This window comes from Scandinavium sp. (assembly GCF_051650185.1).
In the GTDB taxonomy this organism is placed as follows: domain Bacteria; phylum Pseudomonadota; class Gammaproteobacteria; order Enterobacterales; family Enterobacteriaceae; genus Scandinavium.
On record NZ_JBOFIN010000058.1, the window covers coordinates 28,520 to 55,200 of the forward strand.

The 26,681-nt window shown below is 55.5% G+C and carries 23 protein-coding genes; 5 read left to right on the top strand and 18 right to left on the bottom strand.

Features of this window, described 5'->3' with window-relative positions; genetic code table 11:
- From hscA to trmJ, 7 genes are all read right to left on the bottom strand, one after another.
- Positions 1-1,851: a Fe-S protein assembly chaperone HscA gene (hscA, locus tag ACRCWW_RS06990; protein ID WP_438681759.1), complete on the bottom strand. Its 1,851-nt coding sequence runs from the start codon at positions 1,849-1,851 to the stop codon at positions 1-3.
- A 15-nt stretch (positions 1,852-1,866) separates the two neighbouring features.
- Positions 1,867-2,382 carry a co-chaperone HscB gene (gene hscB / locus ACRCWW_RS06995; RefSeq protein WP_438681760.1) on the bottom strand — a complete coding sequence of 172 codons (516 nt, stop codon included), beginning with the start codon at positions 2,380-2,382 and terminating at the stop codon, positions 1,867-1,869.
- Between the two features lie 64 nt (positions 2,383-2,446).
- Positions 2,447-2,770 (bottom strand): iron-sulfur cluster assembly protein IscA, encoded by a 324-nt coding sequence (gene iscA, locus ACRCWW_RS07000; protein ID WP_330983049.1) that lies wholly within the window; start codon positions 2,768-2,770, stop codon positions 2,447-2,449.
- Positions 2,771-2,781: 11 nt separating this feature from the next.
- Positions 2,782-3,168, bottom strand: coding sequence for a Fe-S cluster assembly scaffold IscU (iscU, locus tag ACRCWW_RS07005; protein ID WP_015703172.1), 387 nt, complete (start codon positions 3,166-3,168; stop codon positions 2,782-2,784).
- Between the two features lie 26 nt (positions 3,169-3,194).
- Positions 3,195-4,409, bottom strand: a complete 1,215-nt coding sequence (locus ACRCWW_RS07010; RefSeq protein WP_330983050.1) for an IscS subfamily cysteine desulfurase — start codon at positions 4,407-4,409, stop codon at positions 3,195-3,197.
- A gap of 114 nt (positions 4,410-4,523) precedes the next feature.
- On the bottom strand, positions 4,524-5,015 hold the full coding sequence (gene iscR, locus ACRCWW_RS07015) for a Fe-S cluster assembly transcriptional regulator IscR (RefSeq protein ID WP_438681761.1): 492 nt from the start codon (positions 5,013-5,015) through the stop codon (positions 4,524-4,526).
- Positions 5,016-5,246: 231 nt separating this feature from the next.
- Entirely contained in the window at positions 5,247-5,978 is a 732-nt protein-coding gene (gene trmJ / locus ACRCWW_RS07020; protein ID WP_438681762.1) for a tRNA (cytosine(32)/uridine(32)-2'-O)-methyltransferase TrmJ, read from the bottom strand.
- A gap of 120 nt (positions 5,979-6,098) precedes the next feature.
- Here trmJ and suhB point away from each other — a divergent pair, with 120 nt between their 5' ends.
- Positions 6,099-6,905 (top strand): inositol-1-monophosphatase, encoded by an 807-nt coding sequence (gene suhB / locus ACRCWW_RS07025; RefSeq protein ID WP_438681763.1) that lies wholly within the window; start codon positions 6,099-6,101, stop codon positions 6,903-6,905.
- Positions 6,906-7,047: 142 nt separating this feature from the next.
- On the opposite strand, the gene ACRCWW_RS07030 is transcribed toward suhB, so the two are convergent.
- Positions 7,048-8,028 carry a nickel/cobalt transporter gene (locus ACRCWW_RS07030; protein WP_438681764.1) on the bottom strand — a complete coding sequence of 327 codons (981 nt, stop codon included), beginning with the start codon at positions 8,026-8,028 and terminating at the stop codon, positions 7,048-7,050.
- Positions 8,019-8,657 carry a DUF1007 family protein gene (locus tag ACRCWW_RS07035; protein WP_438681765.1) on the bottom strand — a complete coding sequence of 213 codons (639 nt, stop codon included), beginning with the start codon at positions 8,655-8,657 and terminating at the stop codon, positions 8,019-8,021. Before ACRCWW_RS07035 ends, ACRCWW_RS07030 begins: the two co-directional genes overlap by 10 nt.
- A 123-nt stretch (positions 8,658-8,780) precedes the next feature.
- Between ACRCWW_RS07035 and csiE the strand changes: the two genes are divergently transcribed.
- Positions 8,781-10,064, top strand: coding sequence for a stationary phase inducible protein CsiE (gene csiE / locus ACRCWW_RS07040; protein ID WP_438681766.1), 1,284 nt, complete (start codon positions 8,781-8,783; stop codon positions 10,062-10,064).
- Here the strand turns inward: csiE and ACRCWW_RS07045 are convergent.
- From ACRCWW_RS07045 to ACRCWW_RS07080, 8 genes are all read right to left on the bottom strand, one after another.
- Positions 10,040-11,194, bottom strand: coding sequence for a 3-phenylpropionate MFS transporter (locus ACRCWW_RS07045; RefSeq protein WP_438681767.1), 1,155 nt, complete (start codon positions 11,192-11,194; stop codon positions 10,040-10,042). The genes csiE and ACRCWW_RS07045 overlap by 25 nt on opposite strands.
- Positions 11,195-11,289: 95 nt before the next feature.
- Entirely contained in the window at positions 11,290-12,726 is a 1,437-nt protein-coding gene (locus ACRCWW_RS07050) for a sugar porter family MFS transporter (protein ID WP_438681768.1), read from the bottom strand.
- Positions 12,727-12,863: 137 nt separating this feature from the next.
- Entirely contained in the window at positions 12,864-13,739 is an 876-nt protein-coding gene (locus ACRCWW_RS07055) for an aldose 1-epimerase (protein WP_438681769.1), read from the bottom strand.
- Positions 13,740-13,750: 11 nt separating this feature from the next.
- Complete coding sequence (locus tag ACRCWW_RS07060; protein WP_438681770.1) at positions 13,751-14,812, bottom strand: zinc-dependent alcohol dehydrogenase family protein; 1,062 nt, start codon at positions 14,810-14,812, stop codon at positions 13,751-13,753.
- Positions 14,813-14,876: 64 nt separating this feature from the next.
- Positions 14,877-15,875: an ABC transporter permease gene (locus ACRCWW_RS07065; protein ID WP_438681771.1), complete on the bottom strand. Its 999-nt coding sequence runs from the start codon at positions 15,873-15,875 to the stop codon at positions 14,877-14,879.
- 25 nt (positions 15,876-15,900) lie between these two features.
- A complete protein-coding gene (locus ACRCWW_RS07070; RefSeq protein ID WP_438681772.1) occupies positions 15,901-17,418 on the bottom strand; it encodes a sugar ABC transporter ATP-binding protein in 1,518 nt (505 codons plus the stop codon).
- A 16-nt stretch (positions 17,419-17,434) separates the two neighbouring features.
- Entirely contained in the window at positions 17,435-18,412 is a 978-nt protein-coding gene (locus ACRCWW_RS07075; protein ID WP_438681773.1) for a substrate-binding domain-containing protein, read from the bottom strand.
- Between the two features lie 139 nt (positions 18,413-18,551).
- Positions 18,552-21,836, bottom strand: a complete 3,285-nt coding sequence (locus ACRCWW_RS07080) for a DUF5107 domain-containing protein (protein WP_438681774.1) — start codon at positions 21,834-21,836, stop codon at positions 18,552-18,554.
- Between the two features lie 116 nt (positions 21,837-21,952).
- Between ACRCWW_RS07080 and ACRCWW_RS07085 the strand changes: the two genes are divergently transcribed.
- The 3 genes from ACRCWW_RS07085 to ACRCWW_RS07095 all read left to right on the top strand — a co-directional run bounded on the left by ACRCWW_RS07085 (position 21,953) and on the right by ACRCWW_RS07095 (position 25,290).
- Complete coding sequence (locus ACRCWW_RS07085; RefSeq protein ID WP_438681775.1) at positions 21,953-23,158, top strand: ROK family protein; 1,206 nt, start codon at positions 21,953-21,955, stop codon at positions 23,156-23,158.
- A 338-nt stretch (positions 23,159-23,496) separates the two neighbouring features.
- Complete coding sequence (locus tag ACRCWW_RS07090; protein ID WP_438681776.1) at positions 23,497-24,801, top strand: oligosaccharide flippase family protein; 1,305 nt, start codon at positions 23,497-23,499, stop codon at positions 24,799-24,801.
- A gap of 66 nt (positions 24,802-24,867) precedes the next feature.
- Positions 24,868-25,290 (top strand): DoxX family protein, encoded by a 423-nt coding sequence (locus tag ACRCWW_RS07095; protein ID WP_438681777.1) that lies wholly within the window; start codon positions 24,868-24,870, stop codon positions 25,288-25,290.
- 126 nt (positions 25,291-25,416) lie between these two features.
- Here ACRCWW_RS07095 and glyA read toward each other — a convergent pair whose 3' ends face one another.
- On the bottom strand, positions 25,417-26,670 hold the full coding sequence (gene glyA, locus ACRCWW_RS07100) for a serine hydroxymethyltransferase (RefSeq protein ID WP_438681778.1): 1,254 nt from the start codon (positions 26,668-26,670) through the stop codon (positions 25,417-25,419).
- Between the last annotated feature and the right edge of the window lie 11 nt (positions 26,671-26,681).

Below are 26,681 nucleotides of genomic sequence, written 5' to 3' on the forward strand. Positions count from 1 at the left end.
TTAAACCTCGTCCACGGATTGGCCTTTCAGCGCTTTACGGACCGACTGGTCCATGCGGCGAGCGGCAAATTCCTGGGTTTGTGTGTCGATATTTTTAATGGCTTCTTTAATGGCTTCGGCATCACTGCCCGCGGCAGCGGTCTGCAGGGCGACCACGCCGTCATCAATCGCCTGACGCTCCTGCGCGCTCAGCAGAGCAGCATCAGCAGCCAGGGCACTGTTCAGGCTTTCCAGCACGCGCGCGGCTTCCACTTTCTGTTCTGCCAGCATGCGTGCCTGAACGTCCTGCTCGGCGTAACTCATCGAGTCTTTAATCATCGACGCGATTTCGTTGTCGCTCAGGCCGTAAGACGGTTTCACCTGGATGGACGCTTCCACTCCGGTGGATTTCTCCATCGCCGTGACGCTCAACAGACCATCAGCATCGACCTGGAAGGTGACGCGAATGTGAGCCCCGCCCGCAGGCAGCGCCGGAATACCGCGCAGCGCGAAACGCGCCAAAGAACGGCAATCCTGAACCAGTTCGCGCTCGCCTTGCATTACGTGGATGGACATCGCGGTCTGGCCGTCTTTGAAGGTGGTGAACTCCTGCGCACGCGCCACCGGAATGGTGGTGTTACGCGGAATGACTTTCTCCACCAGGCCGCCCATGGTTTCAAGACCAAGCGACAGCGGGATAACGTCCAGCAGCAGCATTTCGCTGTCCGGCTTGTTGCCGACCAGAATGTCTGCCTGAATGGCGGCGCCGATGGCGACCACTTTATCCGGATCGATAGACGTCAGCGGCGTACGGCCGAAGAATTCGCCCACTCGCTCGCGCACCAGTGGCACACGAGTGGAGCCGCCAACCATCACCACGTCTTTCACTTCTTCTGCTTCAACACCCGCATCTTTCAGCGCGCGACGGCAAGCCAGCAGCGTGCGTTTTACCAGCGCCGCGATCAGCTCATTGAACTGTTCACGAGTAATCTCATCCTGCCAGCCTGCAACGTTCACGCTAACGCTGTCTGCATCGCTAAGCGCAATTTTGGCCGCAATCGCCGCGTCCAGCAGCTCACGCTGCAGACGGTTGTCGGAACGATCCGCAATGCCTGCCTGCTCACGAATGAAATCCGCCAGCAGATGGTCGAAGTCGTCACCGCCGAGCGCAGAATCGCCGCCGGTTGCCAGCACTTCAAACACCCCACGGCTAAGACGCAGAATCGAAATATCAAAGGTGCCGCCGCCCAGATCGTAGACGGCAATCACGCCTTCCTGCCCGGAATCCAGACCGTAGGCTATCGCTGCCGCCGTCGGTTCGTTGAGCAGACGCAATACGTGCAGGCCCGCCAGACGCGCTGCGTCTTTGGTGCCCTGACGCTGTGCGTCATCAAAGTAGGCCGGAACAGTAATCACCACGCCGTCCAGCTCGCCCTCAAGGGCTTCTGTTGCGCGTGCTGCCAGCGCTTTGAGGATATCGGCGGAGATACGAATCGGGTTCAGTACGCCGCTTGCCGTAACCAGCATCGGCAAGCCGTTTTCGCTGGCTTGCAGCTGATACGGCAAATGCGGGTAACGAGCCTGAACATCGGCAAGGGAACGGCCTATCAGGCGTTTTACCGAGCTGATGGTATTCACAGGATCAAGTGCGGCGTTGGCGCGAGCATCATAGCCCACGTCATACCCTTGTGCCTGATAGTGCACAACGGAAGGAAGAAGATGACGCCCCTGATGGTCAGCCAGCGTTTCTGCCTGGCCGCTACGCACGGTCGCCACCAGTGAGTTGGTGGTGCCTAAGTCAATGCCCGCCGCCAGACGACGCTGGTGCGGCGCAGCACTCATCCCAGGCTCGCTAATTTGTAATAAGGCCATGTTGAGCTTCCAGAATCAAAAATCGAGCAGCTTTTCTTCGAGTTGTTCTGCTGAGCTGCGCAGTTTATCGAGAAAACGCAGTTTACGCACGGTATCTGCCGCCGCGTCCCACGTTTCATTATCGAGTTCCGCTACCATCTGCTGATGACGCGTATCGAACATGCCTTTCACACGCTTCATGAAAGCTTCAAGCTTGTCGCTGTCTTTGGCGCGCTCAATCTCATCCAGCTCTTCACGCAGCTCAAGCTGTTCCATCAAAAAAGCCGTGTCGCGAACCGTGTGCTGTTCACTCGCCAAATCGAAACCGTGCAGGGAAAGCAGATATTCCGCGCGAGTCAGCGGATTACGCAGCGTCTGCCAGGCCTGATTAATGGTCGCAGACTGCTGAACCGCTGCGAGCTGGTCGGCAGAAGAGTGGCTGGCAAATTTGTCCGGATGATTCTCGCGCTGGAGATCCTGAAAGCGCGTCGCAAGCTGCTGGCTATCGAGGTGATAAGAAGCAGGCAGACCGAAGAGAGTGAAGTAATCCATAGCTATCTCTGAAAAAGCAAACCCCACAGGCAGCCTGGCTACCGTGGGGTTATCTTACGCGTGTTTAAACGTGGAAGCTTTCGCCACAACCGCACTCGTCTTTCACGTTCGGGTTGGTGAATTTAAACCCTTCGTTCAGGCCTTCTTTGACGAAGTCCAGTTCGGTGCCGTTGAGGAATTGCAGGCTTTTGCCATCGACCACTACCTTCACGCCTTTGTCTTCAAACACGGTGTCTTCCGCATTCGGTGCATCGACAAATTCCAGCACGTAGGCCATACCAGAGCAACCGGAAGTCCGCACGCCCAGGCGCAGACCGAAGCCTTTGCCACGGTTGGCCAGGAAGGAGCTTACTCGCGCGGCAGCGCTGTCGCTAAGGGTAATCGACATAACAACCTCAATTATTTTGCTTCACGTTTGCTTTTGTAGTCCGCAATAGCGGCTTTGATCGCGTCTTCTGCCAGGATGGAGCAGTGGATTTTCACCGGCGGCAGTTCGAGTTCTTCTGCAATATCGGTGTTTTTAATCGCCTGAGCTTCGTCCAGGGATTTGCCTTTCACCCACTCGGTCACGAGGGAGCTGGAGGCAATCGCAGAACCGCAGCCATAGGTCTTGAAGCGCGCGTCTTCAATGATACCTTCATTGTTGACTTTGATCTGCAACTTCATCACGTCGCCGCACGCCGGTGCACCGACCATGCCGCTGCCGACGCTGTCGTCGCTGTTGTCAAACGAGCCGACGTTGCGCGGATTCTCGTAATGATCGATAACTTTTTCGCTGTAAGCCATGATGAATTCTCCTTATTGGGTACCGATTAGTGATGCGACCATTCGATGGTGTTCAGATCCACGCCCTGCTTGAACATTTCCCACAGCGGAGAAAGGTCACGCAGACGGCCGATGGATTTCTGCACCAGAGCGATGGTGTAGTCGATCTCTTCTTCGGTAGTAAAACGACCTAAAGAGAAACGGATGGAGCTGTGTGCCAGCTCGTCAGTCATGCCCAGTGCGCGCAGCACGTAGGATGGCTCAAGGCTTGCAGACGTACAGGCAGAACCGGAAGAGACGGCCAGGTCTTTCAGCGCCATGATCAGCGACTCGCCTTCAACGTAGTTAAAGCTGACGTTGAGGATGTTCGGTGCGCCCTGCTCGAGATCGCCGTTCAGATACACTTCTTCCATATCTTTCACGCCTTCCCACAGACGGTTACGCAGCTTGCGCAGGCGTGCCATCTCGGTGTCCATCTCTTCTTTGGCGATGCGGTAAGCTTCGCCCATGCCCACGATCTGGTGGACAGGCAGGGTGCCGGAACGCATGCCGCGCTCGTGACCGCCGCCGTGCATCTGTGCTTCGATACGAATACGGGGTTTACGACGCACATACAGCGCACCGATACCTTTCGGGCCATAGATTTTGTGGCCCGAGAAGGACATCAGATCCACTTTCAGCTGGCTGAGATCGATAGGCAGTTTGCCCACGCTCTGGGTCGCATCAACGTGATAGATGATGCCGCGCGCACGGCACAGTTCGCCGATAGTCGCAATATCCTGCACCACGCCGATTTCGTTATTCACGTGCATGATGGACACGAGGATGGTGTCGTCACGCATCGCCGCTTCGAGCTCTTTCAGATCGATGATGCCGTTGCTCTGTGGGGCGAGGTAAGTCACTTCAAACCCTTCACGCTCCAGCTGACGACAGGTGTCGAGAACCGCTTTGTGCTCGGTTTTGCAGGTGATGATGTGCTTGCCTTTTTTCTGATAGAAGTTGGCCGCACCTTTGATAGCCAGGTTGTCAGACTCAGTCGCACCAGAGGTAAAGACGATTTCACGCGGGTCAGCGCCTACCAGCTCAGCAATCTGATTACGGGCGATATCAACCGCCTCTTCAGCGTGCCAGCCAAAACGGTGTGAACGGGAAGCTGGGTTACCAAAGTTTCCGTCCAGGGTCAGACACTGCATCATTTTCTCGGCAACACGCGGGTCCACCGGCGTGGTTGCGGAGTAGTCGAGATAAATCGGTAATTTCATTGCTCTATAAACTCCGTACATCGCTTCAATGCAATGAACCAGGCAACCGGCTGGATGTACGACCGTGTTGACGGGGTGCCGTTCGCACCCCGGCCTGATTCTGAAATCTTGTTATTACGCGCGTAATTTGACGTCGATTGCGACTTGTGCGCGGGTATTGCGATGAGATTCGTGCGTGTGCTGACGGTCGGACACGTCCAGCACTTCCTGGTTATTCACCAGTTCACCCAGGGTGATGTTATTCAGGAAACCGGTGAGACGGTCGCTCAGATCGCGCCACAGTGCGTGGGTCAGGCATTTATCGCCGCCCTGGCAGCCACCTTTACCCTGACAACGGGTGGCGTCGACGGATTCGTCTACTGCGCTAATCACTTCGCCAACGGCGATGCTACCGGCTTCTTTGCCCAGCAGATAACCACCGCCAGGACCGCGAACGCTGGAAACCAGACCATTTTTACGCAGGCGAGAGAACAACTGTTCCAGGTAGGAAAGTGAAATTCCCTGACGTTCAGAAATATCAGCCAACGGAACCGGGCCCGCTTCGGAGTTGAGCGCAACGTCCAGCATCGCGGTCACGGCATAACGCCCTTTAGATGTCAGTCTCATGTCTTACTTAACCTCAAACTCGCCCCTGCCCGGGGTTGTTATTAAAATGTGTGAATTGCATAGCAGGGCCAAGTCTGACATTCCCGACTAAAATGGTCAACTATTTACTTGACTGTTTTAGTCAGGTATTTAACGTTCTGTGCGCTCTTTATTTGCCCGGCGGCGCTTCGCTTGCACAGGCCTACGTTTTGTAGGCCGGGTCAGGCGCAGCCGCCACCCGGCAAACAGGCATTACTTCTCTTTCTTTAACTGATCAATAGACGCCAACATGCCGCGCAGGATGTTCAGCTCCTGGCTTTCCGGGCGTGCACGGGTGAACATGCGACGAAGCTTATTCATCACCTGACCGGGATGGTTTTCACGAATAAAACCGGTCATCAGCAGCGTCTGCTCAAGGTGGCCGTAGAAGCGCTCCAGGTCATCCACCAGCGGGTATGGCGTCTCTTCGTGTTCGGCTTTCTCGCCTTTCTCTTCTGCCGCCAGCCATGCCATACGCACTTCGTAGGCGATAACCTGCACCGCCATCGCGAGATTCAGCGAGCTGTATTCCGGGTTCGCGGCAATCGCCACGTGATAGTGACATTTCTGCAATTCGTCGTTGGTCAAGCCCACACGTTCGCGACCAAACACCAGCGCGACGGGCGCATGTGCGCCTTCGCTTACGCTTTTCAGCCCACATTCGCGCGGGTCGAGCATCGGCCATGGCAGCGTACGGGAACGCGCGCTGGTGCCGACAACAAGGCTGCAACCTGCCAGCGCTTCGTCGAGGGTGTCGACAATCTGCGCATTGCCAATCACATCGCTGGCACCGGCGGCCAGGGCAATGGCCTGAGAGTCAGGTTTAACCAGCGGGTTCACCAGCCACAAGTTCGTTAAGCCCATGGTTTTCATGGCGCGAGCGACAGAACCCATGTTGCCAGTGTGGGAAGTTTCTACCAGTACGATTCGGATATTTTGCAGCATTGTCTTTCTTCGGCTAAAGATTATTCGCCGCATATTATCATAAAGCGAAGACAGAATCCGAATTCGCTGCTATGATATGCGCCGTTTTTCCCGTTCTTTAACATCCAGTGAGAGTGACCGATGCAACATCCTATGTTGACCATCGCCGTGCGCGCAGCGCGCAAGGCGGGTAATGTTATTGCCAAGCACTACGAGATGCCAGATTCCGTAGAAACCAGCCAGAAAGGCAGCAATGATTTCGTGACGAACGTCGATAAAGCCGCAGAAGCGATCATTATCGAAACCATTCGTAAATCTTACCCGCAGCACACCATCATCACCGAAGAAAGCGGTGAGCATGTCGGCGAAGATCAGGATGTTCAATGGGTTATCGATCCACTGGATGGCACCACCAACTTCGTTAAACACCTTCCACACTTCGCTGTTTCCATCGCCGTACGCATCAAAGGCCGTACTGAAGTGGCTGTGGTTTACGATCCAATGCGCAACGAGCTGTTCACCTCTACCCGTGGCCAGGGCGCACAGCTGAACGGTTACCGTCTGCGCGGCAGCACTGCTCGCGACCTCGACGGCACCATTCTGGCGACCGGTTTCCCGTTCAAAGCCAAACAGCACGCCCCCGCGTACATGAACATTCTCGGCAAGCTCTTCACCGAATGCGCAGACTTCCGTCGCACCGGTTCTGCTGCGCTGGATCTGTGCTATGTGGCTGCTGGCCGCGTTGACGGTTACTTCGAACTGGGCCTGAAGCCGTGGGATTTCGCAGCGGGTGAGTTGATTGCTCGTGAAGCAGGCGCCCTGGTTTGCGATTTCACTGGTGGTCACAACTTCCTGACCACCGGCAACATCGTAGCGGGCAACCCACGCGTCGTGAAAGCGATGCTGGCGAGCATGCGTGATGAACTGAGCGAAGCGCTGAAGCGTTAATCGTTCAGGCGTTCTGTTAGCGAAGTGAAATCCCCTCTCCCCTGCCCTCTCCCTTTGGGAGAGGGAGAAAAACAAACCGCGCCGAACAGTTCCCTCTCCCTTTGGGAGAGGGCTAGGGTGAGGGGTTGTTTTAAGGACAAAACTAAAAAGGCCGCAACCCCCTTCCCACCGGTACCGCACTCATCCACATCACCACGGCTGCGGCTATCAAAACAGCTCCGCCTGCAAACGCTAATGTCGTCCAGCCTACCTGTCTCCACAGCACCGGCGCCTTATTCTTACTGAGCCTGACCGCCAACTGGCGGAAACTGTGCACCAACAGCGCCAGCGATGAAATGGTTATCGACGTGCCTGCTGCCATTGCCAGTGCAGAGGCCACACCCCAACTGAACACGCCAATCACCTTGCTGAACAGCAGCACCATGATTGCTCCCGAACACGGTCGCATGCCCATTGAGAGGATAATCATCAACCTTGCGCGCCAGTCATTGCCGCTTTCAAGCTGTTGCGGATCGGGCAAATGCTGATGCCCACAGCCACAATTCGCGTCATGAACATGGTGTGGCACGAAGGATTTGAAGGTCGGTTTACGCAGCAACTGCCGCAATTTTTTCAGCGCACGCCAACACAGCAATACGCCGAGAAGCCCCACCAGCGCATAGCTGCCCTTCTCCAGCCAGAAGCTGCTCAAATGGAGTTGGCGTGCGGGAAGCGCTAACAGCGTAAGCACCACCACAACCAGCCCTATCGCCACCAGCCCCTGCAACAGTGAAGCCGCAAGCGTCAGGCCGATACTCGATTTCAGTTTTGAAGGGTGAGTGGCAAGCCAGGTGGTGATGACGATTTTGCCGTGCCCCGGCCCAAGTGCGTGAAGCACGCCATAGAGAAAGCTAAACGCCAGAAGCGACCCGCCCGCTTTGGCTGGGTTTTCCGCCACGGCCTGTAACAAACCGCTCATCTGCTGATTGACATCCCGCTGCCAGATGATGCTTTTCATCATGACCTGCGGCCATGCGCTCCACAACCAGATGCCCCCGGCAATCGCCAGCAGCAAAAAGAGCGCCAGCGGCCACAGCTGCAGCCAGCTGCGTGAGCGAGTCGGTGCGGGGAAAATTACGGGCATGTGAGCGTCACCTGCTGGGCAAACTGTTTGCCTAAATCCATGCTTTCGGGCGGCGCGTCGGCCTTATCGAGCGACAGCGCATAAGCGGTTAAATCTTCACTGGGTTTGGGCGTATGTACGCTAAGTTTACAGCCCTTTGGCAGAGTCGCGGGCGGCATAACATCCGCATCTTTGTCGTAATGCATATCAACAAAATAGCTCGGATCAAAAGTAGCAAACTGGTAGCTCTGCCCGGCAAGCGGCTGCGGTTGATCCAGCGGTAATGTGAAAGTCAGCACCGCTTTATGCCCTTCGCGGGCGAGGCCATAGGCCGTGGGAAGATTATCGAATTTCACCTTCTGCTTTCCGTGCCAGAATTCGGTGAAGTAGTGCTGCCCGAGCACGTTGGCCATCACTTCCGCCGCCAGCTTTTTCCAGACCTCATCGCCCGGCTTTGCCTTTCCCGCATCATAAAGCAGATCCGCAGAGGTGATTTCGTCCATCGTCCAGCGCATATCAATGGCGGTTAACTTCCCGTCTTTTGCCACCAGCTGGCTTTGCATCGTGATAAAACTGTGTGGGTGCGCGAGCGCCTGCCACGATAAAAGCGCGCCAAACGCCAAAACTGTGCCCTGTTTCACTCTTGTCATCGCAAACTCCGTGAAAAATTCTGTGACCGACTCCCGCAATCCTTGCGCAAAGGCATCCCGGCTGGCTTTCACACGCGGATCCTTTAACTATTCTTATCAAAAACCCTTACTGGAACCTGTCAGATGATGACCGTACTCGAACCGCCATCTGTGCTTTCCAGTCCACAGCGCCGCTGCCAGATAATGTTGATGCTCTATCTGCCAGGGCAGTCCGTGACGCCGGAAGCGATTAGCCGGGTTAACCGTGTTGATGACACCGTGGCCCGCGACGATATTGCCGAAATTCGTCATGTTATCCAGCGCTATCATCGACTGAACATCGTGACGCTTGCAGACGGCAGCTACCGGATTGAAGGCACCACACTTGACCAACGCTTATGCCTGATTCACTGGCTGCGTCGCGCGCTGCGTTTATGCCCCACCTTTATCAGCGGGCAGTTTACCCCATCGCTAAAAACCCGGCTTAAACAATCCGGCATTTCGCGCATTCTGTATGACGATACCAATCTGCGGGCGCTGGTCAATCGCTGCGGGCAGAACTTACAGCGGCAATTCGACAGCCGTGACGCGGCGTTTCTGGGGCTGTATTTGCAATATTGCCTGCTCCAGCAGCAGCCGTCTCAGGCTCCTGAATTTAACGACGGGCAGCGAAAATGGGCGCAGGCCAGCGCGGAGTATCAGGTCGCGGCGGAAATTGCTCGCCACTGGCAGCGACGCACCTTGAAAGAAGCCCATCCGGATGAGCATCTGTTTCTCGCTTTGCTGTTTATGATGCTCAAAGTGCCCGATCCGAAACGCGATCATCACACTCAGGAAGTTCGGCTGTATCGCAGCATCAATCAGCTAATCGACCACTTCCAGCAGCTTTCCGATCACCGCTTTACGGACCGCCGCGGCCTGCGCGATCAGCTCTATATCCATCTGGCCCAGGCGATTAATCGCAGTCTGTATGGGGTGAGCATTGATAACAGCCTGCCGGAAGAGGTGCAGCGGCTGTATCCACGGCTGATGCGCACCACCCAGCAGGCGCTGATCCCCTTTGAAGACCATTACGGCGTGCGTTTTTCTGATGAAGAGATGGGGCTGATTGCGGTTATTTTTGGCGCATGGTTGATGCAGGAAAGCGATCTTCAGGAAAAACAGGTGTTGTTACTGACAGGCGATAACACGCTGCTGGAACAGGAGCTTGAGCAACAGCTGCGGGAACTGACGCTGCTCCCGCTTAACATCAAATACCAGACGCTGCATGCCTTCCAGCAGGAAGGGGCACCAAAAGGTATCGCGCTGGTCGTCACGCCTTACACCATCGCGCTGCCGCTGTTTTCTCCGCCGCTGATCCATGCCGGAGAGCCGCTCAACGAGCGGCAGCGGCGGCATATCAGTCAGATGCTGGAAGGCTCAGGCTGAGGGGTAATTTTCGGACGCACAAACATGGCCGGGATCGCCAGTAAAGCCATGACCCAGAACACGCCCTGATGTAAGTGCTGATAGAGGAAGCCCGCAAAGACAGTCATGATGGCGATGCTGCCGCCCATCGCCACGGCGGAATAAACGGCCTGCAGGCGAATCACTTCGCTACCCTGACGCGCCGCGATGTAGCGCATGGCCGCCAGATGACAAACGGTGAAAGTCCCGCAGTGGAGAATTTGCGCCACAATCAGCCATGGCAGCTCCGTAGTCCAGCCCATGATGCCCCAACGTGCCAGCCCACAGAACGCCGAAAGCAGCAACAAATCGCGCGCGCCGAAGCGACGAAACACTTTCTTGCTCACCGCGAAGATAATCACTTCCGCGACTACGCCCAGTGACCAGAGATACCCAACAGCAGAGGCAGAATAACCAGCCTCCTGCCAGTAAATCGCGCTGAACCCGTAATAAGCGGCATGTGCGCCTTGCAGCAGACACACGCAGGCCAGGAAGCGCCAGCTCTGGGTGACGAGTGATTTCCACGCAGGCCAACCGGCGGATTCCTGCTGACGCGATGCCCCCTGCGGCATGATCGACGGCGTAATCATCATGCCAATCAGCATCGAAGCAATGCCGATGCTGAGCAGTGCGAGGATCGCGTGATAGTCAAACAGGCTGACCAGTTTGCCCGTCAGCGCCGAGCCAATCACAAACGCGACAGATCCCCACAGACGCACGCGCCCGTAATCCATGGTTATCTGTTTTTGCCAGGTGTTCGCTAACGCATCCGTCAGCGGAACCAGCGGGGAGAAGAACAGGTTAAAACCGACCATCATCGCCATGATCCAGGCGACATTCGTCCCCGCCCAGAAGGCGAGAATAAACAGCAGCGTTAATAACGCGAGGATGCGAACAGCGCTGATCAGACGTGACGGGTCGGTGACGCGCGGCGCAATCAGCAGGCTCCCCAGAAAACGGGCCACCAGCCCTGCGCCAAGCAGAACACCGATGGTTTCAGGCGTGAGCCCTGTACCCGCGAGCCAGACGCTCCAGAAAGGCAAAAAGATGCCGTAGCTAAAAAAGTAGGTGAAATAACTGAGCGCCAGCCAGCGCGTGGAATGCAAGACCATGAGTCCCTCCTGAATGGTGGCGTTAGTCTGGCGACAAACGCCCCGGCTGGCAAGTCACTCTAACAATCTAATAACATCATTCGACAAATGCGCTTTCAGGCACGATGCTCTTTCGCCACAGAAGAAGACGTCTGATGGCGTGCCGCCAGTTGTTCTTCCAGCGCTTCCAGCGTGATCCCTTTCGTTTCCGGCACATTGCGCTGAATGTAAATCCAGCCGAGGGCACAGATAACGCCATACAGCGAGAAACTGCCCGCCGCGCCCAATCCGGCATTCAGCAGTGGGAAGGTGTAAGTCAGCACGAAACAGGCAATCCATAACGCCAGCGTGCCTAAGGACATCGCCAGCCCACGAACGCGATTCGGGAAGATTTCCGCCAGTAGCACCCAGGTCACCGGGGCCAGCGTGAGCGCATAAATGGCAATCGCGGCCAATACCAGCAGCAACACAGGCCAACCCATAATGCCCAACGCATACGCCCCGGCAATCAGCGCATAAATCACGGTCAGCCCGCTTGCGCCGAGCAGCATCAGCTTGCGACGACCGATTTTATCCACCAGCGGCAAGGCGGCGAGCGTGAAAATAAGATTAATAATGCCGGTGGCGACAATCGATTTCAGCGTGCCGTTGATATCAAACCCGGCGGAGGCAAAAATTTCCTGCGCGTAGTTGAAAATAACGTTGATGCCACACCACTGCTGAAAGACCGCGAGCACCATGCCGATAATCACTACCGGGCGTACCTGTGGTTGCAGGAGCGTGGCAAACGAGACGCGATGCGTGTCTTTCGCCAGCGTGTGAGCGATATCCTTCAGCGTTTGCGTGGCATAGGAAACCGAGCCAATCCTCTCCAGCGTCTTACGTGCCTGAGCTTCTTTCCCGGCTTTCATTAACCAGCGTGGGGATTCTGGCACCACAAACAGCAGCAGCAAAAACGCCACCGCCGGTACCAGTTCCGCACCAAACATCCAGCGCCAGCCGGTTTGCCCGTTCCAGGTTTCAACAATCGCCTGCTGCGTCGCCCCTGCGGCGACCGGTTCAGCAATCAGTAAATTAATGAGCTGTGCTGCCAGCACGCCAATCACGATGGTGAGCTGGTTGACCGCCACAAAGCGCCCTCGCTTTTCTGCCGGGCTGACTTCAGCGATATACATTGGGCTCAACGCCGAAGCGAGCCCGATCCCCACGCCACCCACGATGCGATACACCACAAACATATCGAAATTGCTGGCCATCGCGGTGCCCCACGCCGAGGCCGTAAACAAAATCGCCGAAGCAATAAGCGGCAGACGGCGGCCAAATTTATCCGCACACCAGCCGGAAACCAGCGCCCCCGCGACACATCCGGCCAGCGCAGAGCTCATCGCCCAGCCGGACAGTGCCGGATCGGTGATAGTGAAATAAGCCTCGTAGAACGGCTTTGCGCCGCCAATCACCACCCAGTCGTAACCAAACAGCAAACCGCCACAGGCGGCGACCAGGCAGATAGTCCAGACGTACCCCATTTTTAATTCTGTTTGCGTATGATTCATGGACTCTGTTCCTTTGTCAGTCAGCTAAAAAACGGAGTCTAAAGAGAAGACCAGGCTCAAACAGATGCTCCCGGCACGCAATTAACTTAAGGCGGTTCACTGAACGTGACACCCTGCGATGACAGGGTGTCGGCGAGTCAGGAAAGCGATTCGACATGCAGCATCATCGACATCGTCGCAGAAGCACCAGGCGCCAACAGAGTCAACTCACCAGCAGCAGGGCGATGGTGATCATCGGGAGCATGGCTCATCGGTTCAAGGCAGAAGAACCCGAACTGATAACCCGCGTCAAAAGCAGGATCGGAGACAAACAGGAAGTAGCACGGTGCCGGAGGATCGGTTTTCATCGTCAGTTGATAGCCCATCTGTGGCTGGAAAATATGCGCGACGCCATCCCAGTGAGCAAAACCATTATTCAACCAGCGACGCGGCAGCGGTGAAGGCTGACTGAAATCCAGCTCCGGCGGCAAGTGTTCGCTGAACTCACCCGCCAGCCACAGTTCACGCTCCAGCCAGTATCCATAAGCTTTAGCCTGAATCAGCGTCTCGGGCGTGAGCGGGAAGAAAGGATGCCAGCCCAGACCAAAGGGGAGCGTCTCTTCGCCTTCATTGGTGACTGAAAGGGTCACCGTCAGCGTATCCGCCTGTAAGTGGAAAGCCTGCCGCGCCAGATAGCGGTACACGCCGTGGCCATGTTGGTACACCAGCGTCAGAGTGTCGGCACTCTGCGACTCACAACACCATTCGCCGAGCCAGCCGTCGCCGTGCAGATAGTGCGAGTCCCAGGCGACATTGGCTTCCAGCTGGTACGTCTTTCCCTGCCACTCAAAATGATTGCCGCTGACCCGATTGCCAAAGGGCACCAGAGGAAAACAGGAAGAATCTGTTGCTACGCCGCTGTTCTTCCCTTCCCGCAGCAGTGGGATATCCTGCCGCCACAACCCCTCAATCACCCCGCCCGTTGAGGAAACCGCCAGACGGAGATCGCCGTTTTGTAAACCATAGAGCGCCATGCGTTGCCTCCTTATTCCGGAAAGTTAATCACCACTTTTCCGCACTTGCCGCTGGCCATCAGCGCATAGGCCTCACCGGCCTGCTCCAGCGAAAAGCGGTGCGTGATAGCGTTGCGCGGCCAGAGTTTCCAGTCGGTCAGGTCATGAGCGCACTTTTCCATGTGGAACAGGCTGGTGACCCAGGAACCGATGATCCGACGCTGGTGATGCATCAGGTCGGCGCTGACTTCAAACTCAACTTTGCCCGTTTCTCCGATATACACCACGCGCCCCCAGTCCGCCGTGGACTGTAACGCCAGCAGGCGCCCCGCCGCATTTCCTGAGCAATCCAACGCCACGTCTGCGCCGCCGCGGGTGATGTCCGCGATGAGTTCCGGCAGGTTCGCCGTTGTCGCCAGATAACCGTTGTCCATGACGCCAAGCTGTTTCGCCATCGCCAGACGCTCCGGCAGCATGTCAACGCCGATAACGCGCTTCGCCCCGCGTCCACGCGCCAGCATCATCGCCATCATGCCCACCGGGCCAAGGCCAACCACCAGCACGTTGTCGCTGCCCGAAACCTCACCTCGCAAAATGCCTTCGTAGGCCGTCCCCACGCCACAGCTGATAAAAGCGCCATCCTCATAGCTCAACGCTTCCGGCAGCATGATCAGGTCCTTTTCCTCCGCCAGCAGATACTCCGCATGGCCGCCATCACGCTGCCAGCCGTATGCCGCTTTCCCTTTGCCCGTACAGGAAATAGGAAAACCGCGACGACAGTTGGCGCAAAAACCGCAGCCGGAAATGTGATACACCAGCACCCGGTCGCCTTCCTGAAAATGACGACAGCCCGGCCCGGTGGCGACAATCTGCCCGCACGGTTCATGTCCATTGATAAAACCCTGATACAGCGGTTTGTCCGGAGCCGCCGCCGTCGCGCGGTGCTGGTGATAGATGTAATGCACATCACTGCCGCAAATCCCGGAGGATTTCATTTTAAGAAGCACCTGATTAATGCCCGGCGTCGGCACGGGCACTTCCCGCAGATCGACCGTTGAATTACCGGGTAAATACGCTGCCAGCATGGTGTTCATAGTTCCCTCATCGCTCTTAATTGAAAATTCAGGCCTGCCGCAGGCGCGCCAGGCTCATCGTTCTTCAGCGCTTTGCTTTTTGACTGCGCTGGGTCAGCAGGATGTTGGCCAGCACAGCGGCCACAATGATCACGCCGCGTACCACCTGCTGGAAAAAGGAGTTGATGCCCAACAGCACCAGGCCATTGCCGATAAGCGTGATAACCAGCACGCCAAGCAGTGTGCCAAACAGTGAGCCCCGACCGCCGGAAAGTGCGGTTCCCCCGACCACCACCGCAGCAATCACGTCGAACTCAAGCCCGTTGGCCGCGCCCGCATTTCCCGAGCCAAGGCGTGCAGCCAGCAAAATCCCGGTGATGGCCGCCAGCAGGCCGGAAAGCGTAAAGATAAGAATGCGCACCCGGCGGACGTTGATGCCGCAGAGCTGTGCCGCTGTCGCGTTGCCGCCGACCGCAAACACCGAACGCCCAAAGGCCGTTTTCCGGCTGATAAACACGAACGCCACAAACAGGATCATCATCACTATCGCGGAGACCGGTATGCCGAGAAACTGGCCGCCAAGCCAGTCCAGCACATCGTTTTCATCAATGGGTACCGGCAACGCGTTGGTCATAAACAGCCCCATGCCGCGCAGTGCGCTCCACAACCCTAGCGTGGCAACAAAGCTCGGCACGTTAAACACGCCACGCAGGACCCCGGCGAGCGTCCCCATCAGCGCTCCAAGCAGCAGTACCAGCAGGCAGGCGATGCTCAACGGCACCTGGTATTGCAATAAAAACGCCAGGCACACCGACACGAACGCCACCATCGGCCCGACGCTGACGTCAATTTCGCCCGCGATGATGATAAGCGTCATCGCCCATGCCGCAATGCCGATGGTGGCCGCATCTCGCAGGACGTTCATCTGATTATTCAATGAGATAAAGCCGGGCGCATTCAGTGAGAACACCAGGTAGAGCACGGCAATAACCACCAGCAGCCCAATTTCGTTGATATGGCGGCTGACGATACTTTTGAGCGAGACACCCTTGCCTTGCGTCAGCGGGATTGGCGATGCAGACATGTTCAGTTTCCTCGTGGTGAGCCCATCAGTGGACGGACAAAATGGCGGACATCAGCGCATCCACACTGACGGGTGAACGAAATTCCTGGGTAAACGTGCCGTGCTGGAGCAGCAAAATGCGATCGCACACCAGCGGCAGCTCTTCCACTTCACTGGAGATAAAGACCACGCTTTTTCCCTCGGCGGCCAGCTCGCGTACGATGCGGTAAATCTGCTGCTTGGCTTCAATGTCGACGCCACGGGTGGGCTCATCCAGCAGCAGGATTTGACTGGCGGCATACACCCAACGGCCAATCACCACTTTTTGCTGATTGCCACCGGACAGCGTGCCAATCGGCGTCGTACTGCTGGCGGCTTTCACGGTCATTCTTTGCATCACTTGTTCCGTGAGACGGCGGATCGCCGGCCATTGCAGAACACCGCGAACGCTGACTTTCCGGTGATGGGTGATAACCGTATTTTCATCTACCCCAAGCCAGGGAATGATCCCCGCTTCCTTGCGATTTTCCGGGGTGTAGCCGATTCCCCGGCGCAGCATGCCCTGGTAGTCAGGCCGTTTGATGCTTTCACCGTTAACGACGATCTCGCCAGTCTCGGCTTCCTCCAGCCCAAGCAACGCTTTCAGCAATTCGCTTCGCCCTGCGCCAAGCAGCCCGGCAATCCCTAAGACTTCGCCCCGGTGCAGGGTGAAACTGATGTTGTTCAGTTTTGGGGCCTGCCGCAGCTCACGTACTTCCAGCACAGCGTCTTGCGGACAGTTAAGAGAGACAATTGGATCGCTTTCGATGTGATCGCGCCCAAGCATCAGCGACACAATCTCGCGGGTGGAGGTGCTTTCAAGGACGACATCCCCGGCCACTCGCCCGTCGCGCATGATGGTGGCGCAGGAGGCAATCCTGCGGATCTCCTCCATGCGGTGGCTGACATAAACTACCGCCACGCCCAGCGCTGACATCTTTTTAACGGCGTTGATAACCAGCTCCACCTCCGCGCTGGCGAGCGAACTGGTCGGCTCATCGAGGATCACCACTTTCGGCTGGCCTTTCATCACCCGCGCTATCTCGACCAGCTGTTTTTGCGCCGGGCTAAGTGAGGAAACCAGCTGCAGAGGATCGACTTCCACACCCAACGCCATCAAGCTTTGGCTGGCCTCGTCTTTCATCTGCTGGTAGTCAATCATGCCGTTGCGCTGCGGCCAGTGCCCAAGACACAGGTTCTCTGCCACCGTCAGCCCTTCCACCAGGCTGAGCTCCTGATACACCGCGCGAACCCCCAACTCAGCGGCGCGGCGGGTTAACGTGGCTTCGTCTCCCTCAAGCCGTATTTCGTCCAGCCAAATCTCGCCGCTGTCAGGCTTTTCGCTGCCGGTCAGCAATCGAATCAACGTGGATTTTCCCGCGCCGTTCTTCCCGAGTAGCGCGCGCACCTCCCCTTTTTTCAGCGTGAAGCTGACATCTTCCAGAGCCACCACGCCGGGATAGCGTTTGTTGCCGCCGATAACCTGCGCGACAGGAAGCGAGATGAATTGCGTTGCCGTCATCATGATCCCCTCAGTTCACTCACGGCAGACCGTCAACGTGCGTCGCCAGCCACTGCTTGCCATCTTCAGTGGTGCTGTAAAGGTCAATCGGCACCTGAATCACTTTCTCTTTTGGCGGGTTTTTATTGATGACGTTCAGGGTCTGGGCAAAGACCGCATCGCCCATCTTCTTGCCGGAGATATCCACCACCGCTTTCAGAACCTGATTGCTCGCCAGCTCCTGCGCGATTTCCGTGGTCATGTCAGAGCCGAACACCGCGATTTTTCCGACCTGATTCTGGTTACGCACGGCCTTCACTGCGCCAAGCGTCGCTCCACCAGATTCGCCCATAATGGCGTTCAAACCTTGAGTCGAAATGATCAGCTTTTCGCCGACCGAGATGGCTTTATCGAGAACCGTCCCTTCCTGATTCGCCACGATTTGTGCGGCAGGCACTCTCGCTTTCAGGGCTTCCTCAAATCCTTTGCGGCGCTGAACGCAGACTTCGAACGCTTCACAGTTGATAACGGCAATCTTTGGCTCGCTGATATGGCTGGCAAGGAAGTAGTCCGCCGCGGCGTTACCGAGCTTTTTGCCAAACTCCAGTGGGTCGCCCACCAGATAGGCGGAGACATATTTATCCACGCCTTTGGCGTTAATGCAGGTGTTGTAACAAATCACCGGAATACCGGCTTCGCTGGCACGGCGTACGGTACGGCTGCTGCCGTTTTCGGATACGGCGGAAAGAATAATCGCGTCGACGTTACGCGCGACCAAAGTATCCACGAAGGTGCTTTCTTTGGAGATATCCCCCTGAGCGTTGGTTTCGATTAATTCAGCCTGCACCGCAGACGCTTTCGCCGCGTCCTGCACGCCCTGACGGACGCCCGCATAGTAGCCCTGGGTATCCAGATAGATTGCCCCGACGGTGATTTGCTTCGGGACTGCGAACGCAGACGAGGTCAAACTGAGCAAAGCGATAAGGAAGAGAAGAGATGTTCTGATATTTCCGCACATTAAGTGCCTCCTTGTAGGGTTAAGGCATTGTTGTTATTTACGGCAAAGCGTCTTCAGCAGGCTCCGGCACACCTGCTGACAGTTGAATACAGACATCGAAAACTGAGCGGCAGACAACGCCGCTCACTGACAGGCTAAATCAGGACTTCACCCACTGCTGTACAGCAGGCATGACCTCACGAAACAGCGCCGCTTTCGGCCAGGCCGGATTGAGTGTTGCAAGCGCACGGCTGGCATTCTCATAAGCCTCGATATCGCCAAGCCCGGCAGCCGCCAGCGCCTCCACCATCAGGCATTTTTCCCGGTGTTGTTGCTGTAAATCGGCATACAGCGACAGCAGGTCTGGCTGGGAAACGGCGAAGAAATCGGCCTCAATGCTGCTTTTCGCCATATGCTGTGCCCGCTGTTTCATCTCGCTGAAAAGCTGCCCGGAAGCTTGCTCTTCCCCCAGCATCTTCAACGCCAGCCCTTGCCAGAACAGATAATCGACCGGCTGATCGTTGTAATAACTGTGAATATTGATAGTGCGATCGCCGGTTGCCGCCATCCGCAAACAACGCTTTGTCTCAGCTTCATCGCCAGACGCCTGAGCGCAGACAGCAAGGAAAAACCAGATATCGTTATCGGTCTGTCCGGGCAGACGACCTTCACTCAGATTCTCCGGGTAGTGCAATGCAGCACGGAGCAAAGCCTGAGCGGGCTGCGGCTGTTTTTGCTGAATACACTGCCAGGCGCGCAACAGCTGGTTGAGAATGAACTGGCCGGTAACCTTCCCTTCCCCACCTTCCCAGGGATGGAATTTACGCGTGGCCAGAATGTCTGCGGCTTTGGCGGTTTCCCCTGTCAGATGCCACAGACTCAGCAATTCTGCGGTCATATCGTCACGCTGAAGCGCACAGGATAAATGTTGCTCCAGACGAGCCAGTCGTTGCTCAGGGGCGACGCCCACCAGCTTGTCCAGCAAGTCTCGTTCGAAGAGCAGACGAGGATCGTGTGGGGCCAATGCGCAGGCAGTATCGAGGTAACGCGTAGCCTTCTGAGGATCATGAAGTTTGTTCCAGGCGTGGATGGCCAGCCCGCGCCAGGCGTCGGCAAATTCAGGCTCCATCTCCACACAGCGCTGCCAAAGCCCGACGGCTTTGTCGTAGCGGCCTTTGTTGTAGTGGAAACAGGCCAGCAGATGACGGGCAAACCAGCACGCTTCGAGGTTTTCCAGCGAGGCGACTTCGGTAAGACTATTTGGGAAACGGACAAACTGCGGGAAGGCCGCACGCGCCTGTTCGATAAGCGCGGCTCTCTCCTGCGGCTGCTTCAGGCTGGCCTGCAAATAGAGCGCCAGCGTCTGCTGACATTGCAACGCATCCAGCATTTCCGCAGCAAGCGCTGGCATTCCCCAGCTCAGCAGCTGCCCGGCGGTGAGCAGCGCGTTGATATCGCGACCACGACACATCCCGCGCCACTGTGAAAGACGGGTTTCGCTGCGCTCATCAAACCAGCTAAGCCACCAAAGCGTTGGATTCAGCGGATACCCCCGCAACAATTTTTCGCGCTGTTCGCGGGACTCACGCTGTTTGCCGCTTTGCAGCAACAGCAGGTTTTGCAGGCATAAAACGTCCTGATTGGTCGGGCACGCGAGCAGGCTCTGCTGGCAAAATTCCAGGCCAGCATCATTTTCGCCACGACGCGCCGCCAGACGCGCGAGGCCATAATACCCACCTGCTTTACTGTTCCCACTCCACACCGCACGCCAGAAGTCTTCTTCTGCTTCGTGCCATTTCTCCTGCCGCTCATAGGCACTGCCACGGATGAGGCTTGCCTGACCACACTGAGGATTTTTATTGAGCCGATGGGCGCGTTTCAGCGCCTGGGTTGCATAGTCTATCGTTCGGGTGAAATCAGCCCGGTTGTACTCCAGCATCGCCAGCGACAGGTTGCAGCGATAATCAAGCGGGTCGAGCGCCACGCCGCGAAGGTAGTAATCGAACGGCGAACGGCTGGCATGGTGATATTGCTCCAGATGCTGACCGATAAACCAGGCTTCATCCGCACTGGCAATCTCTTCAGCAGCCAAAGGGGCGGTCGCCACTTCCGGCAGCGGCACCGCCGTCGGCTGATGTTCCTGGTAGCGTAAGACACATTGGCCCTGCGCATTAATAAGCTCAATCGTCAGCCTTCCTGGCGCTGCCTGTTGCAGCACGCCCTGAATCGCTGTGGCCGGTGTCAGCGAAATCGCTTCATCGATCAGAGCATCCTGTCGCCCTTCTTCACGGACGGTCAGACGGTGATCCGTTAAAGAAGCAATCGCATACAGCCCCCACTCAATGCCCTCGTTGCTGCGTTGAAGTTTGAGCACCGCATCACGCGACGCGTTCTGCACCATGCCAAGCGAATGGTAAGGCAGGAAATACTGCTCGAAGCGCTTCTCTTCATACGCATCAAGCCAGGTAAAATCAGGCTGGTTATCGGCAAAGATGCCGGTCATCAGCTCGATGTAAGGGCCGTTTTCATCGGTGAGGCTTTTATCCCACGCCTGGCCAAACTCGCTGTAGCCCCAGCTCCACTGCTTTTTGCCGGGCGCGATATGGTGATTGGCGACGTGCAGCAACCCGCCGTCCTCGTCATGACACCAGGCGCCGACAAAATCGTATTCTGATTTTTCCGCCATATAAGACGTTGGCACCGGCACGTTTTTGTAGCGCGAGATATCCACGCCAGCGGAATAGTCGACTTTGTAGTAAGTGCCGGTGGCAATCGGGAAGGAAGACACTGCGCGCTTGCCGTGATCAAACACCGCGGTAACGTCCGGCGGGAAAACGCTCTGATGCCCTTCACCCCCTTTCACCGCCGGGTTGGCCCACCACAAAAAGTGACGCGGCGTGGCGTTGGCGTTGTAAACACGGCTGCCGATCTCCAGGGCCGCGCGGTCGGGTCTTAGGGTAAATCCGGTCATCACCTGCAGGCCGTGCATCGGCTCCGTTTCGCCAACCCAAACCGTTTGCGAGCCATCTTCATGCGACTCCATAGTGAAATCGACGGGCATAAACGTGGTGGGGCGGTGATGCTGCGGCCAGTTAAACTCAATGCCTCCGGAGATCCACGGCCCGAGCAATCCCACTAGCGCGGGTTTGATAACCTCGTTGTGATAGACAAAATCACGCTGTTTGACCTTGTCCCACGCTCTGTGCACGCGCCCGCCCAGCTCCGGCAAAATCATCACTTTGAGGTAGTCATTTTCCAGCCACACCGCTTGCCACTGTTTCAGCGTTTTTTCTTCGCTGAGCGTATCGGTCACGCCGTAGGGATACACCGCCCCGGACGATCCCTGATAAACGCGATTTTCGAGGAACATAGGATGACTATCCTGCGGCCCGGTTTCATAGGTCGGGATGCTGAGGTTTTCTTGCCACGCTTTGACTGATTCCATATCGCCCTCAATATTAACAAGACACACTAAACAAAAAGATTGATGGCAGTTTAATGAACAATCTGGCACTGTTTTCGCGCAATAATCACGCAATACAGTAAACGGGATTTAGTGATATGAAGGCTTGCATCAACAATCAGCAAATCCGGCATCACAACAAATGTGTGCTTCTGGAGCTGTTGTACCGTGTCAAACGCGCGAACAAGTCGACGCTGGCTCGTCTGGCGCAGATTTCCATTCCGGCCGTGAGCAACATTCTGGATGAGTTAGCGAAAGAGAATCGGGTGCTGAATGTTGAGGAAGAAAAACCCACTCGGGGTCACAGCGGCGGAGTCTGGCTGATTGCCCCGGAGGGTGACTGGACGCTGTGCCTGAATATCACCCCGACCAGTATCGAATGCCAGCTGGCGAACGCCTGCCTGAGCCCAAAGGGTGATTTCGAACGCGTGGCGATAGACGCCCCTTCCCCGCAGGCTCTGCTGGGCGAAATAGAAAAATGCTGGCACCGTCACCGTAAACTCTGGCCCAACCGAACCATCAATCTGGCGCTGGCTATCCACGGTCAGGTTGACCCGGTCACCGGTGTGTCGCAAACCATGCCACAGGCCCCGTGGAAAGCGCCTATCGAGGTGAAATATCTGCTGGAGGAGAAGCTGGGCGTGCGGGTGATGGTAGACAATGACTGCGTGATGCTGGCGCTGGCAGAGAAATGGCAAAACACCGCTCGCGGGCGAGATTTCTGCGTTATCAACGTGGATTACGGAATTGGCTCGTCGTTTGTCATTAACGATCAGGTGTATCGCGGCAGCCTGTACGGCAGTGGGCAAATCGGGCATACCATCATCGACCCCGACGGAATGGCCTGTGACTGCGGGCGCTACGGCTGCCTGGAAACGGTAGCCTCCCTGTCTGCGTTGAAAAAGCAGGCTCGCATCTGGCTCAAAGCGTCACCGCAGCCAGCGCAGCAAGATCCTGATACGCTTAAATCTCACCAGCTCGTCAGCGCCTGGCGCGAAGGCGATGAGCGTGTCGTGCGCTGGGTAGAAGAATCGGCGAATGCCATTGGCCTGAGCCTGTACAACTTCCTGAATATCTTAAACATTAATCAGATTTGGTTTTATGGCCGCAGTTGTGAATTTGGTGAGCAGTGGCTGGCGACTATCAAACAGCGCATCGGCTTCAATCCCTTTGATCATAATGACGGTTTAAAGCAAAACGAGACGGAGATAAGTTTCGGGCAACTGACCCGCGCTCAGCAGGTCATGGGGATTGGTTATTTATATGTCGAAGCGCTGTTGGCAAACGAAAACATGAAAATATAACGTCGCCACACCTGAATTTTATAAATAAATCTCGGGTGTTTTTATTCTTCTGATTCTTCACTTTCCATTTTTTCAATAAATGTTGTCACATCATAACTGCCTCTCGAAAACCAGGGATAAAACCAATATCCCAGAAGTATTACCACCAACAACAATACGATTAAAACAAACACAATAAATCCACCCAGAAAATAAATAATGTGTCTACTATAAATCAAAGCAAAAGCATGCAATATAGTATTTATTGAAAATCATTATTCTATCGCAGCTTAGCACATCACATTGACTTACTTATCGAACAAAGCCATATTCGCCCTCTTCACAAAAAAGGCGGGAATATGTTTAACAGATTCAAAAGGAATGACAGGAAAATTTCAAATTTCCTGTGGATTATTGTCGAAAAGATAATAGCAATTCTGGGTTTGATACTGGTAACCGCGTATGTTGCCCGCTACATTGGCCCTACAATTTATGGGCGGATTGCGCTGGCGGTATCTGTATTTCAGATAGTGCAGTTTATTGCGCAAATGGGTACCGATACGCTGATTATCAAGCGGGCCTCACTCAGAGTTCTCTCTGGCATCAGACTGACTAAAATCGCCATAACGCTGGTGGGGATGACATACCTGCTCCTTGGCTTGCCAGTGTTAGGGTTTATCAGCGTGGGCCGTGAACCTGTCACGGTGGTCCTTTTCGCCGCGGTATTTACCTCTTACTTTTTTCTTACTGTTGACTTATTTTCTTTTTTTAACAATGCATTATTGCAGTCAGAACGTAACACTCTGGCCAATCTTTCTGGCCTGATTAGCGGTCTGTCTATCCGCTATCTCATCGTCAAACTGGGGATGCCAGCAGAATGGCTAGGCATACCGATAATCCTGACCACACTGGTACCGCTAATCTTGCGCTGTATCTGGTTTTTTCGTTCATCTGCAACCACTGGCGAAGCCACACAGTTCAACGTCAAAAAGCACGGAACTCGCTACGCAAAATATATTTTTCAGACCGGCGGCGCTTTGGTTGTCAGCGCACTTTCGGTGGCAATTTACACTCGCATTAATCAACTGCTGATTTCCTCCCTGATCGGGGATAAAGCGCTGGGTGTTTACTCTTGTGCATTGGCGATATCAATGACCTGGAGCTTTATTACTGTAGCACTGGTCACGACTCTGATGCCTTCTATTTATAATGAACGTGATAATAATCGAGCCGAGGATAAAACCGCCAGACTCTGTCGGGTGACTATCCTGATCGCTATGATTTGTATTGTTGGATATATTTTCATCGGACACTTCATTATTTCTTCGTTGTACGGAGAGGCCTACATCGAGGCTTACAAACCCGGCATTATCTTATGTATTAGCTGCTTATTTTCCGGACTGGGAACCATTTCATCCAGATATATGATCAAGTACACAGGATATCGCTACATTTCCATCAAAGCCCTTATTACCGGCCTGACCAGTGTGCTAATTTCATACGTTCTCATTCAGAGAATGGGAATAATGGGGGCAGCGATAAATGTGCTGATCACGGAAATACTCTCAGGAACGGTTTTAAATTATTTCTTTATGCGCGGTGCCGTCCTCCGGATGCATTTTCGTATCCTCCCCGGAATGAGATTGAACACCTTGTCATCGTAGCGTAATGGCAGATTTTTCCGTTGTGTATTAGGGTTTAAGGACCCCCCTTTACACAATGGACTTGCTATGAACGCCATCCGTTATTTCGATTTTGGTTCCTCACGCTCGTTACTACTGCTGATCGCCCGAATTGCCCTCGTGGCCGTGTTTATTATTTTCGGTTATCCCAAACTGCCGGGTTTTCAGGGCACCGTGCAGTATATGGCCTCAAGCGGTGCGCCAGTGCCGATGCTGTCGGCTATCATCGCGGTGATTATGGAAGTGCCTGCCGCGATCCTTATCGTGCTGGGTTTCTTCACTCGTCCGCTGGCGGTGATTTTCATCTTTTATACCCTGGGAACGGCAGTGATTGGGCATCACTATTGGGATATGAGCGGTGATGCCGTGGTGCCAAACATGATTAACTTCTATAAGAACATCAGTATTGCGGGCGGTTTTCTGCTGTTGGCAATCGCCGGGCCGGGTTCGCTTTCTCTTGATCGGCGATAAACGATTGCCGGGTGTCGCTGGTGCTTACCCGGCCTACGGAAAAGCGTTGTAGGCCTGATAAGGCGTAGCCGCCATCAGGCAACAAAAAAGGCCGCATCAGCGGCCTTTTTCATGGGCACAACGGGATTATGCGTAAACCGGGAAGCGGGCGCAGATATCCAGGACTTTCCCTTTGACGCTCTCAATGATGGCTTCATCATTGATGTTGTCCAGAACATCGCACATCCAGCCAGCCAGCGCTTTCACTTCAGCTTCTTTGAAGCCGCGGCGAGTCACTGCCGGGGAGCCGATACGGATACCGGAAGTCACAAACGGGCTCTTCGGATCGTTTGGAACGCTGTTTTTGTTAACGGTGATGTTGGCACGGCCCAGCGCGGCGTCAGCGTCTTTACCGGTCAGGTTTTTGTCGACCAGATCCAGCAGGAACAGATGGTTCTCAGTACCGCCAGACACCACTTTGTAACCGCGGTTCAGGAACACTTCCACCATCGCTTTGGCGTTTTTCGCGACCTGCTGCTGGTAGGTTTTAAACTCTGGCTCCATCGCTTCTTTCAGCGCCACGGCTTTTGCCGCGATAACGTGCATCAGCGGGCCGCCCTGAGCGCTTGGGAAGACAGCGGAGTTCAGCTTTTTGTACAGCTCTTCGCTACCATCTTTCGCCAGGATCAGACCACCGCGAGGGCCAGCCAGCGTTTTGTGGGTGGTGGTGGTCACGACGTGAGCGTGTGGAACCGGGTTCGGGTATACGCCTGCGGCAATCAGACCCGCAACGTGCGCCATATCCACGAACAGGTAAGCGCCGATGCTGTCAGCGATTTCACGCATTTTGGCCCAGTCAACCACGCCGGAATAAGCAGAGAAGCCACCGATAATCATCTTCGGTTTGTGTTCCTGTGCCTGCTTAGCCATATCTTCGTAGTCGATTTTACCGGACTCATCGATACCGTAAGGGATGATGTTGTACAGCTTACCGGAGAAGTTAACCGGAGAACCGTGAGTCAGGTGGCCGCCCTGCGCCAGGTTCATACCGAGCACGGTATCGCCCGGCTGCAGCAGCGCGGTGTAGACCGCGAAGTTCGCCTGGGAGCCAGAGTGCGGCTGCACGTTCGCGTAGTCTGCGCCAAACAGCTCTTTCGCACGGTCGATAGCCAGTTGCTCAACGATATCGACGTATTCGCAGCCGCCGTAATAGCGCTTGCCCGGATACCCTTCAGCGTATTTGTTGGTCAGCTGAGAACCCTGAGCCTGCATCACGCGCGGGCTGGTGTAGTTTTCGGAGGCGATCAGTTCGATGTGCTCTTCCTGACGTACTTTTTCCTGCTCCATAGCCTGCCACAGTTCGGCATCATAATCGGCAATGTTCATTTCACGCTTTAACATCCGCATCTCCT

What these genes read in the sequence shown, in the direction of transcription:
- ACRCWW_RS07045 (WP_438681767.1), bottom strand. Translation starts at nt 11,194, where the DNA reads ATGGTCTTGCATTCCACGCGCTGGCTGGCGCTCAGTTATTTCACCTAC.
- ACRCWW_RS07055 (WP_438681769.1), bottom strand. Translation starts at nt 13,739, where the DNA reads ATGGCGCTCTATGGTTTACAAAACGGCGATCTCCGTCTGGCGGTTTCC.
- ACRCWW_RS07075 (WP_438681773.1), bottom strand. Translation starts at nt 18,412, where the DNA reads ATGTGCGGAAATATCAGAACATCTCTTCTCTTCCTTATCGCTTTGCTC.
- ACRCWW_RS07035 (WP_438681765.1), bottom strand. Translation starts at nt 8,657, where the DNA reads ATGACAAGAGTGAAACAGGGCACAGTTTTGGCGTTTGGCGCGCTTTTA.
- trmJ (WP_438681762.1), bottom strand. Translation starts at nt 5,978, where the DNA reads ATGCTGCAAAATATCCGAATCGTACTGGTAGAAACTTCCCACACTGGC.
- iscR (WP_438681761.1), bottom strand. Translation starts at nt 5,015, where the DNA reads ATGAGACTGACATCTAAAGGGCGTTATGCCGTGACCGCGATGCTGGAC.
- hscB (WP_438681760.1), bottom strand. Translation starts at nt 2,382, where the DNA reads ATGGATTACTTCACTCTCTTCGGTCTGCCTGCTTCTTATCACCTCGAT.
- ACRCWW_RS07085 (WP_438681775.1), top strand. Translation starts at nt 21,953, where the DNA reads ATGAAGGCTTGCATCAACAATCAGCAAATCCGGCATCACAACAAATGT.
- ACRCWW_RS07010 (WP_330983050.1), bottom strand. Translation starts at nt 4,409, where the DNA reads ATGAAATTACCGATTTATCTCGACTACTCCGCAACCACGCCGGTGGAC.
- glyA (WP_438681778.1), bottom strand. Translation starts at nt 26,670, where the DNA reads ATGTTAAAGCGTGAAATGAACATTGCCGATTATGATGCCGAACTGTGG.
- ACRCWW_RS07080 (WP_438681774.1), bottom strand. Translation starts at nt 21,836, where the DNA reads ATGGAATCAGTCAAAGCGTGGCAAGAAAACCTCAGCATCCCGACCTAT.
- suhB (WP_438681763.1), top strand. Translation starts at nt 6,099, where the DNA reads ATGCAACATCCTATGTTGACCATCGCCGTGCGCGCAGCGCGCAAGGCG.
- ACRCWW_RS07065 (WP_438681771.1), bottom strand. Translation starts at nt 15,875, where the DNA reads ATGTCTGCATCGCCAATCCCGCTGACGCAAGGCAAGGGTGTCTCGCTC.
- iscU (WP_015703172.1), bottom strand. Translation starts at nt 3,168, where the DNA reads ATGGCTTACAGCGAAAAAGTTATCGATCATTACGAGAATCCGCGCAAC.
- ACRCWW_RS07070 (WP_438681772.1), bottom strand. Translation starts at nt 17,418, where the DNA reads ATGATGACGGCAACGCAATTCATCTCGCTTCCTGTCGCGCAGGTTATC.
- ACRCWW_RS07095 (WP_438681777.1), top strand. Translation starts at nt 24,868, where the DNA reads ATGAACGCCATCCGTTATTTCGATTTTGGTTCCTCACGCTCGTTACTA.
- ACRCWW_RS07030 (WP_438681764.1), bottom strand. Translation starts at nt 8,028, where the DNA reads ATGCCCGTAATTTTCCCCGCACCGACTCGCTCACGCAGCTGGCTGCAG.
- ACRCWW_RS07050 (WP_438681768.1), bottom strand. Translation starts at nt 12,726, where the DNA reads ATGAATCATACGCAAACAGAATTAAAAATGGGGTACGTCTGGACTATC.
- ACRCWW_RS07090 (WP_438681776.1), top strand. Translation starts at nt 23,497, where the DNA reads ATGTTTAACAGATTCAAAAGGAATGACAGGAAAATTTCAAATTTCCTG.
- csiE (WP_438681766.1), top strand. Translation starts at nt 8,781, where the DNA reads ATGATGACCGTACTCGAACCGCCATCTGTGCTTTCCAGTCCACAGCGC.
- iscA (WP_330983049.1), bottom strand. Translation starts at nt 2,770, where the DNA reads ATGTCGATTACCCTTAGCGACAGCGCTGCCGCGCGAGTAAGCTCCTTC.
- ACRCWW_RS07060 (WP_438681770.1), bottom strand. Translation starts at nt 14,812, where the DNA reads ATGAACACCATGCTGGCAGCGTATTTACCCGGTAATTCAACGGTCGAT.
- hscA (WP_438681759.1), bottom strand. Translation starts at nt 1,851, where the DNA reads ATGGCCTTATTACAAATTAGCGAGCCTGGGATGAGTGCTGCGCCGCAC.